Source organism: Candidatus Atribacteria bacterium (assembly GCA_011056645.1).
In the GTDB taxonomy this organism is placed as follows: Bacteria; Atribacterota; Phoenicimicrobiia; order Phoenicimicrobiales; family Phoenicimicrobiaceae; genus Sediminicultor; species Sediminicultor quartus.
The window spans coordinates 1-8,972 of the sequence record DSEL01000210.1 but is presented as its reverse complement, the minus strand read 5'-3'; the positions used below and the strand labels follow the sequence as shown (position 1 = coordinate 8,972).

The 8,972-nt window shown below is 33.5% G+C and carries 9 protein-coding genes; all 9 read right to left on the bottom strand.

Going from position 1 to position 8,972, the window contains the following annotated elements; genetic code table 11:
- Nucleotides 1-17: 17 nt before the first annotated feature.
- Nucleotides 18-596, bottom strand: coding sequence for an HD domain-containing protein (locus ENO17_09740; GenBank protein HER25313.1), 579 nt, complete (start codon nt 594-596; stop codon nt 18-20).
- Between the two features lie 69 nt (nt 597-665).
- A complete protein-coding gene (locus ENO17_09735; GenBank protein HER25312.1) occupies nt 666-1,253 on the bottom strand; it encodes a nicotinate-nucleotide adenylyltransferase in 588 nt (195 codons plus the stop codon).
- A gap of 123 nt (nt 1,254-1,376) precedes the next feature.
- Nucleotides 1,377-2,360 carry a tetratricopeptide repeat protein gene (locus ENO17_09730; protein HER25311.1) on the bottom strand — a complete coding sequence of 328 codons (984 nt, stop codon included), beginning with the start codon at nt 2,358-2,360 and terminating at the stop codon, nt 1,377-1,379.
- A gap of 92 nt (nt 2,361-2,452) precedes the next feature.
- Nucleotides 2,453-2,851 (bottom strand): DUF1844 domain-containing protein, encoded by a 399-nt coding sequence (locus ENO17_09725; protein ID HER25310.1) that lies wholly within the window; start codon nt 2,849-2,851, stop codon nt 2,453-2,455.
- 186 nt (nt 2,852-3,037) lie between these two features.
- Nucleotides 3,038-3,529, bottom strand: coding sequence for a 2-C-methyl-D-erythritol 2,4-cyclodiphosphate synthase (locus ENO17_09720; GenBank protein ID HER25309.1), 492 nt, complete (start codon nt 3,527-3,529; stop codon nt 3,038-3,040).
- 115 nt (nt 3,530-3,644) lie between these two features.
- Entirely contained in the window at nt 3,645-4,502 is an 858-nt protein-coding gene (locus ENO17_09715) for a 4-(cytidine 5'-diphospho)-2-C-methyl-D-erythritol kinase (protein HER25308.1), read from the bottom strand.
- Nucleotides 4,499-5,206, bottom strand: a complete 708-nt coding sequence (gene ispD / locus ENO17_09710; GenBank protein HER25307.1) for a 2-C-methyl-D-erythritol 4-phosphate cytidylyltransferase — start codon at nt 5,204-5,206, stop codon at nt 4,499-4,501. The genes ENO17_09715 and ispD overlap by 4 nt, the downstream gene beginning before the upstream one ends.
- 252 nt (nt 5,207-5,458) lie before the next feature.
- Nucleotides 5,459-7,276 (bottom strand): hypothetical protein, encoded by a 1,818-nt coding sequence (locus tag ENO17_09705; GenBank protein HER25306.1) that lies wholly within the window; start codon nt 7,274-7,276, stop codon nt 5,459-5,461.
- A 333-nt stretch (nt 7,277-7,609) separates the two neighbouring features.
- A complete protein-coding gene (locus tag ENO17_09700) occupies nt 7,610-8,626 on the bottom strand; it encodes a rod shape-determining protein (protein HER25305.1) in 1,017 nt (338 codons plus the stop codon).
- Between the last annotated feature and the right edge of the window lie 346 nt (nt 8,627-8,972).

The following is an 8,972-nucleotide window of genomic DNA, read 5'->3' as shown; positions in this document are numbered from 1 at the left end:
TATATGATTTTCATACATTAGACAAAAACCACCTTGCTCAGAAAATTGTTCCTGGCGACAATAGAAATCGGGTGAATTAATAATTTTTTACTTATTAGATAGATTAATCCTTGATCCAGAGCCATTAACATAGCTTGATCTATGTTTATTTCTACCATTTTTCTGATTTCTTCCACTCCCTTCATGTTCCTTAAAGGTTCAATCTTATCGCTTAGATAAATTATCTTATCTAAAAGTGACATCTGAGCTGCTCCGGTACTGTGTGCTTTTATTGCATCTAAAATAACAGGATCTTGAATATTAAATTCCCTTTTGGCAATGATTACTCCTGCTAAAGGGTGCAATAATTTGGGGATTTTTTGAATAATTTCATCCGGTTGGATCTTATTTTCTATTGTTATCTTTTCCAAGGTTTTATAATCCAAATCTTTAGCACAATCATGTAATAATCCGGCAATTTCGGCTTTATTTACATCGTAATTATATTTTATGGCTAATTTACGGGCAATCTTAGAAGTATTAATCGAATGTTTTAATCTCTTCTCGCCTAACATTCCTTTTAATTTTAGTTTCATTAAATCAATATCCACATTCATTTCCTATCTCTTATCTGAAGAGGTCCGTAATCTCAATGTAATATTCATTTTGACTGCCCTCTAAGGATTCTACTTCCGATATAACCCTTTTTTGTTGATATATTTTTCCACTTCTTGAGGGAGTAAATACTTTATGCTTTTTCCCTCTCTCACTCTTCTTCTGACATCAGTAGAAGATATAGATAAAGCGGGAATTTCCATAATTTTTATAATTTTTTTAAATTTCTCATTTAATCTATTCAAATCATATCCTGGTCGTGTTGCAGCCACAAATTGACAAAGCGTAATTAATTTTTCACTTTTGTACCAGGAATCTATTTCTAAAAAAGCATCGGCTCCGGTAATAAAAAATATTTCCACACCAGAGTTATATTTTTTAAAAAAATCTTGAACAGTGTCTATCGAATAAGAAGGTCCTGGTCTATTGAGTTCTACTTTGGATACTTCAAAAAAAGAGTTATTTCCGGTAGCCAGGATAGTCATTAAGTAACGATCTTCGGGGGCAGATAGATCATTTTCTCTTTTGTGAGCAGGCTGACGGCAGGGTACAAATATTACTTTATCCAACTTAAATTCAATTCTTGCTTCTTCAGCTGTAAATAAATGCCCATAGTGTATGGGGTCAAAAACTCCGCCCATTATTCCTAACCGTTTGATTACTTTTTCTTCCTTTAAAATGATTCTTCCTCCCTGGTTAGTTATTTATTTGGCTGGTTAATTAGCTAACTCAATCCTAAATTTTTAAATAATAAAGAGATAACCAGCAATTAGTTAGCTAAATTACGGTTGTGATTTTTCTTCAGGTATATTTTCTTCAAGTATAATTTCCATTTCACTCTGTTCGGCTTCTTTTTCTTTTTCTCCCTCTACTTCTCCATTCAAAACCGTAAATACCGTATCCTTCTCCGGATAACTCCAATTCTCTATTTTATCTCCATCTCTAAAGTTAACTTCTATTCGAGAAGGATAACCAAAACCAAAATAACCTTTTCTTTCTAAGGCTTGTTTATAGGGTAAGGATTTTGTGTTTTCTAGCTGAAGCCACAATTTTTCTTCTTGATTTCTCCATCCTAAAAAACGATATATTTTTGCCAATTGCAGGTAAGAGCGCCAATAGGGTGAAGGATGCTCAAAAGACATTGGATTAGCTGATTCTTCCATTTTAATAACTTTTAAATAACTTTCCATAGCAGGAGAATTAAACTGTCCGGTGCTCTGTTCTCCTAAAACTCGATATATTTCACCCATCCAATAATAAGCTTCCAGCAAACCTGAATCTATCTTAACGGCTCTTTTAAAATAAGGGATGGCACTCAATAAACTGTTTACAGAAGGAGCACTGGCCTTAAAAAGATATTCCTCAGGATATCCAATTATCTTCTTTCCCTCGTTCAAATAATCACTTGCTTTATCTGATTGAATCCGGGAGGTACCCTGAAAACTACCCGCTAAATTCTGATAGGCATATTGATTCGCAGGATTAATTCTTAAAACTTCTTTCCATTGTTCTATAGCCTGACTATAAGCGCCGGTCTGCCTATATACCTTTCCTAACCAGTAATGTGCATCCTCAAAATCAGGATTTAATTCTATTGCTTTTTTATAAGATTGTTCAGCCATCTCATATTTTTCCTGAAGGAAATAGTCATACCCATTTTTATAATAGATCTGATAATCTTGGGCACAAATTATTACACTGCTAAAAATTAAGATTAAAAAGAGTATCAATACAATAAGTCCAGTTTTAGAAAAATTTTTCTCCATTATTCTAGCCCCCTCCCCGCTTTTTCTTACTAATATTGCTTTGTTTAGGCCAGTAGAAAGAATTAATTGTAAAAAAAACAATCAGAAATATCTTATGATTCTTTCAACTTCTCCACATAATTCATTCTTAAATTTGCCAGTAAACTTTCAATCCGCTTAAAATCCTCCGGATTTAAATCATTTTTAATCTGATCATATAAAAATGCGAGGGAATCTATGACAATTTTAGCTTTTTTTAAATCTTTATTAATTTCCTTAGTCTCGGGATTCATGATGAGACCCAAATATTCCCAGGCTTTTCCACTCAACATACTTATAAACCAAACAAAAAGTACAGGTAGATCAGGTTCTTTGAAACCTTCTTCTGGTTTTTTTTCATCCTTTTTAGTTTTTTCTTTTATCTCGTCTTCTTTCTCTTCATTCTGCACTTTATCATCTTTTATTTCTTCATTTTTTTTTGTATTTTCGTTGCTTGTTTCTTCTTCTTTCATAATTACTATTATTCTCCCCCTTATTTACTTGTATTATTTACTCGTATATTGTACCACATCCTCGCCCTAACCCTCTCTCCCTCGAAGGAAGGGAAGAGGGAATAAAGACAAGGTAATTTCTTAATTTTTTTCTAAACTTGAAGCTGGTAACCCGTAACTTGTCACTAATTACTTATCACTCATCACTTATTGCTGTATTTTTTCTGTATACTCATTCAAGCTAACCACACAATAAGAAACTGCGCCTTCTTTTCTACCGACAAAACCCATCTTCTCGTTTGTTGTAGCCTTAATGTTCACTTTTTCAGAGGATATTTTTAAAACTCGAGCTATATTATCTTTCATGCTCTGGAAAAAAGGTGCAACTCGTGGTTCTTCTAAAACCAGAGAAACATCAATATTATTTATGGCCAGTTTCTTTTTTTTTAATATTTGGTAAATATTTTTCAATAACTTTAAACTGGAAATATTTTTATATTGTTCATCATCATCCGGGAAATGCTGACCAATATCTCCTTCTCCTGCTGCCCCCAATAAAGCATCTATTAGGGAATGAATTAAAACATCGGCATCAGAATGTCCTTCCAAACCTTTTGGGTATGGAATGATTTCTCCTCCCAAAATTAATTTTTCATTCAAGATCAAGGGGTGGACATCGTATCCAAAACCTATCCGCATAAATTTCCCTCACCATTAGTTATTTAGTTGCATGGTTAGCTGGTTAGCTGGCTAATGGAAGTAACGGCAGATTGAGTGATGAACCAGTCTACTAATTGACTAACTAACCAATTAACTAAATTGTATGCACTACCCATATTGACTCATATTTTGGTTTTAATTTTTCGTAAATCCTTAGGGCTTGTCCTTTATTTCGGATAATTCCAAAAACCGTAGGACCGCTACCGGACATAAGAGCACCTAAAGCACCCTCTCCGATTAATCTGTCCTTAATTACTCCAACTTCCTGGAATTTGGTAATAATTAACTCTTCAAAGGAATTAAATAGATTTTTGGCAATTTCTTCAAGTCTTCCTTCTTTTAAAGCTTTAAGCATAGTAATAGTATTAATCTTCTCCTTCTTAATCAATCCTAAATCAAGATTATTATAAGCCCAGCTGGTAGGTATTTCAAATCCGGGATTGATCACTATCATCCACATTGGTGGATTAATTGGAGGTAGAGGAGTAACTTTTTCTCCCCTATGACAAGCAAGAGCAGTACCATTTTGGATACAAAAAGGAACATCCATCCCCAATTCCTCTCCTAATTCCTTTAAATCTTTATTACTTAAATTTAAAGCAAATAATTTATTTATGCCTACTAAAATAGAGGCAGAGTTAGCAGAACCACCGGCCATCCCGCTAGCTAAAGGAATTTTTTTATCAATCTCTATCTTAACTCCCTGGTTAATTCTATATCTTTGGAGAATCTTCTCTGCTGACCTATAACTCAAACTTTGTTTATCGGTAGGGACCAAAGGATTATTGCAGTTTATCTTTACCCCTTCTTTCTCTTCATTAATAACGATTCTATCCGCAAGGTTGATAGACTGCATGATGGTTTCGATATTATGATATCCGTCACAACGTTTCCCCAGTATATTTAAAGTTAGATTTATTTTAGAATAACTTTCTATTTCAATTTTTTTCATAATTTAAATTTAAAGCTAAATCCTTTATTTAAAAAATTCTCTGCCACAATGATATCAAAAGGAGTGGTTATTTTAATATTTTCCTCTGAACCTGTTATTAATTTTACTTTATGTCCATATCTTTCTACAATCGCGGCATCGTCTGTGGTAATATATTTTTCCTTATAAGCCTGACTATAGGCAAACAAAATTATATCGTATTTAAAAGTTTGAGGAGTTTGTGCTCTCCAAATCTCTTCTCGGTTCAGCGTTTTATTGATAAAAAAATTACCTTTGCTTTTTTTTATAGTATCTTTAATCGGGATAGCCGCAATGGCCGCTCCATATTTCTGTGCATTTTTAATGGAATCTCGTATAATAGCCTCTTCTACTAAAGGACGAGCGCCATCGTGAATAACCACAATATCTGTATCCTTATCTAATACCTTAATTCCATTGTATACTGAATCTTGTCTAGTTTCTCCTCCCTCAACTAATTCTTGAACCTTGTGAAAGTTGTATTTTAATATTATATTTTTATAACATACATCCTTTTCCTCAGGGTTAACTATAAGATATATTTTATCAATTAATTGACATTTTTCAAATTTTTCAATAGTATAAACTAAAATAGGCTTACCAGAAATGGGTATGAAGGGTTTACTTATTTTAGCATTCATTCTTTTGCCCTTGCCGGCAGCTGCAATTAAAGCTACTACTTTCATCTTTTCCATCCAATTTATTAAATTAGTCGTTAGTGAATAGTGAATAGTCGTTAGTATAAAAGGCAAGTTGCACGTTTCAAATTTCAAGTTAATGTAGTAGTTATCTGGTTACCCACCCAGTTGGCCAGCGTATAAGGGCAAATAGCAAACAATACGCCCTTATTTTTAAATTTTAACTCCTATCTCCTATTTTCTTTTTTTCCCTTCTTTGCTAAATACTAAATACTATAGACTATATACTAATTAAACTGGTTAATTCTTTAATATTGTAAAAGGTATCTCCAGATATCCTTCAATAACCATATCTGTTTCAATTTTAGAAATTATTAAATCCTTTTCTTCTTTTTTTTCAAAACTATCATCGTTATTTTTTTCTTCAAAGGGTAATTCATTAGAATATACTACTACCTCTCCAATGACTTGATTACCTCTTGGCCGATCAGAAAAATCCTTAAAGGTCTCTTCTAAACTTAGGTTATCCTTTTTTCCGTTATTGGCCAATTCTTCCTCTTGATTTTCTGCTTCTTTTCCCCCATATACCATTAATAAAGCTTCGCTGTTAGGCGTATCGGGAGGAATTTGAACGGTCAAGTTCTTTTCGATAAATTCTCCCCGAAAAGGTCTAATCTTAATTTTTAATTTTAGGTAATCTCCAGGATTAATTGAAGATTCTTCCAAAACAACTTCTTCTATCCGGCCAATTTTCTTTTGATGATCTACTTTTATGTCAATATTTATTGCGTTTAAATTGATCATTTCAAAATAATTATTGGCAATCAAATCTATCATTTCTGGTATTTCACATATTACCTGGAGGGCTATATCGCTGGAACTGTGATACATATTCTTCCGTAAAAGGACTTGCCCCATTTTTTCCCCTTTTATTTCGATATCTATTTGAGCAGTACCAGCTCCAATTCTATCCAAAGCATTATCTATTATCTGCACGGCTGCATTTGAAACCAAGGGTTCTAATAAATCATAATCGTTTATTACCTGGATTCCCATCTGATAAACTAATCCTGAATCAACATTTGTCACCTGTATTTTACAGGGAATCACTCGAGGATAAGAATTGAGTATAGCTAAAATACCTGCCTCTCTATCCTGGATAATTTTCCCGACTAAATTTAAAGGGGTACCTAATTTAAAGGGCATAACCATATTAGGTAAACTATGATAGATATACACTGAGGAAAGAAGAAGAGAAACTTCACCTTTTTTTAAAAAAGGATGTCCTAAGGCTAAAATCTTGTTCCCCTCACGATAAGTAACTGTTCCGATAGAAATAATATTGATATCTCCCCGTGTTAACTGAATGCCTATGGCAGAACCGGCTTCTATCTTATTACTAAGACTTTCTCCCACTTTTTGAAAATTATCGCCATTATTGACTTTTAGCCCGATTCCCTGAACAGGCACAAGGTTGAATTTTTTTAGGGAATTACCTAATCTCTCAAAAGTTCTACCTTTCATTCCGTTTATAATTACCGGTGAAACTATGGGGGAAAAGATCACTTCCTCACTATTTGCCAATTCTGAAAAATTTCTATTTTTCTCCAGGTTTTTCACTTTTATTTTGTTTGCCTTATCGTAGGTAAAAATTAAAGAATTATTGGCATTATGCCCAGATAATGCAGTATGATCATTATAAGGAAGATTAAATATTTCTAACATTTCCTGGATAGGGGTAACCAGGCATAGATTATGTTCACTCATTTCCCAAGCATAAGATACCGCTCCGATTAATTGACCATTAATATAGACTGGACTACCACTCATTCCTTCCGAAATCCCGCCACTCTCTTTAATCTTATCTCCACTTAAATTAGCTAAGATAAAATTTCCAACCTCGCCTTCGTTTTTCACTATATCAATGATGTCTACCTGAAAGGTTTCTGCCTGAGTTCCGTGAAAAACAGTTTTTCCTATCCCTTTCATGCCCGGCTTTATCTCTGATATTGGCATAAAAACTGTCTGGCAAAAGGAACTACTTATCCCTATGCTAAATAAAATTAATAAAATAAATATGGTTTTTATGCAATTACTTTTATCTAATTTTACCTTCATTTATTACCTTCTTTGTTAAAAATTGTATCTGGTATCTCGTGAATCGTATCTTATTAAGAAGCCAGTATTCAGGAGTTAGAATCCAGGATTCAGAATTTTATAAGAAAATAATGTTACCAGGATACCTCGGGTCGGATAAATCCAATTCCTACATTTAAAGTAATATTTTATATGAAAAAGTTTTAAGTATTGAATTATAGTTTTAGTTATTCGCTTTAAATTTTTAGTTACATATTGACAATTTGAAACTTGCATCTCGCACTTATAACTTATATTAAAACTAATAACTATTTTTATTGGCCAATTGGTAAATCAGTCAACTGGTAAATTACTCTACTTGTACGAACTGACTAATCCACTCCGAAGCACATGAATATTATCTAATACTTTCCCTGCCCCTAAAGCTACACACGAAATAGGATTTTCAGCCAAATAAACCGGTATTCCGGTCACTTCAGCTAATAAATTATCAAAATTTCTCAACAATGCTCCCCCACCAGTAATAATAATTCCTTTATCAGCAATATCAGCCGCCAGCTCAGGAGGAACTTTCTCCATAACTATTTTAACGCCCTCTATTATTATCTTCAATGAGGCGGAAATAGATTTTAATACTTCAGTAGAGCCGATAGAAATACTCTTGGGTAATCCGGACACTAAGTCTCTCCCCCTTATTTCGGCAAATAATTCTTCTTCCAACTCCATAGCGGTTCCAATTTCAATCTTTAAAGTTTCAGCCGTTTTTTCACCAATCATTAGCCTATACTTTTCTTTAATATATTTAATAATATTTTCATCAAAATCATTACCCGCTACTCTTAATGATTCACTTACCACAATCCCACCTAAAGATATAACGGCAATATCTGTGGTTCCTCCCCCTACGTCAACGATCATATTGCCGTAAGGTTCGCTGATGTCCAAGCCGGCTCCAATCGCCGCTGCCATTGGTTCTTCAATTAAATAAGCTTTCCTTGCTCCAGCTTGCATCGCTGCTTCTATTGCTGCTCTTTTTTCTACTTCTGTTCCTCCCGATGGTACGCAAATAACTACTTGAGGACGGAACACCTTACTGTTTCCACAAACCTTTCGGATAAAATAACTCAACATCTTCTCAGTTATTTCATAATCAGCAATGACTCCACTCTTCATAGGCTGAATAGCAATGATATTCCCTGGTGTCTTTCCCAACATTTGTTTGGCTTCTTCTCCTACGGCTAACACTTTCCCTCCATCTCTTAAAATAGAGACTACCGAGGGTTCCTGAAGAACAATTCCTTTACCCTTCTGATAAATTAAGACACTTACAGTACCCAAATCTATACCCAGACTTCTATCCATTCCTAGCATGTTTGCCTTCTCCTCCTCTATTTAGTCGTTAGTGAATAGTCGTTAGTCTTTAGTTAAAATCCTTGGTATAACTTATTAACTATCTAATTTATAATTGCATAGTTTTTCGCTTTTGTTTAATAATAACTAGATACTATTCACTAAATGCTAATGATTAATTGTTCTATACACTAAACGCTATATATTATTGTTAACTATATGCTCAATACTATCTTTTATCTTCTGACTTCTATTTTCCTCACGATATATGATATACTATTAATAACGACTAACGATTATATCACTCTTTTACTCTTTTAATATCTGCTCCTAACGAATTTAATTTCTCTTTTAATTTCACATATCC

Coding starts and splice junctions, on each gene's coding strand:
- ENO17_09730 (HER25311.1), bottom strand. CDS start 2,360: ATGGAGAAAAATTTTTCTAAAACTGGACTTATTGTATTGATACTCTTT.
- ENO17_09715 (HER25308.1), bottom strand. CDS start 4,502: ATGAAAAAAATTGAAATAGAAAGTTATTCTAAAATAAATCTAACTTTA.
- ENO17_09725 (HER25310.1), bottom strand. CDS start 2,851: ATGAAAGAAGAAGAAACAAGCAACGAAAATACAAAAAAAAATGAAGAA.
- ENO17_09740 (HER25313.1), bottom strand. CDS start 596: ATGAATGTGGATATTGATTTAATGAAACTAAAATTAAAAGGAATGTTA.
- ENO17_09700 (HER25305.1), bottom strand. CDS start 8,626: ATGCTAGGAATGGATAGAAGTCTGGGTATAGATTTGGGTACTGTAAGT.
- ispD (HER25307.1), bottom strand. CDS start 5,206: ATGAAAGTAGTAGCTTTAATTGCAGCTGCCGGCAAGGGCAAAAGAATG.
- ENO17_09705 (HER25306.1), bottom strand. CDS start 7,276: ATGAAGGTAAAATTAGATAAAAGTAATTGCATAAAAACCATATTTATT.
- ENO17_09720 (HER25309.1), bottom strand. CDS start 3,529: ATGCGGATAGGTTTTGGATACGATGTCCACCCCTTGATCTTGAATGAA.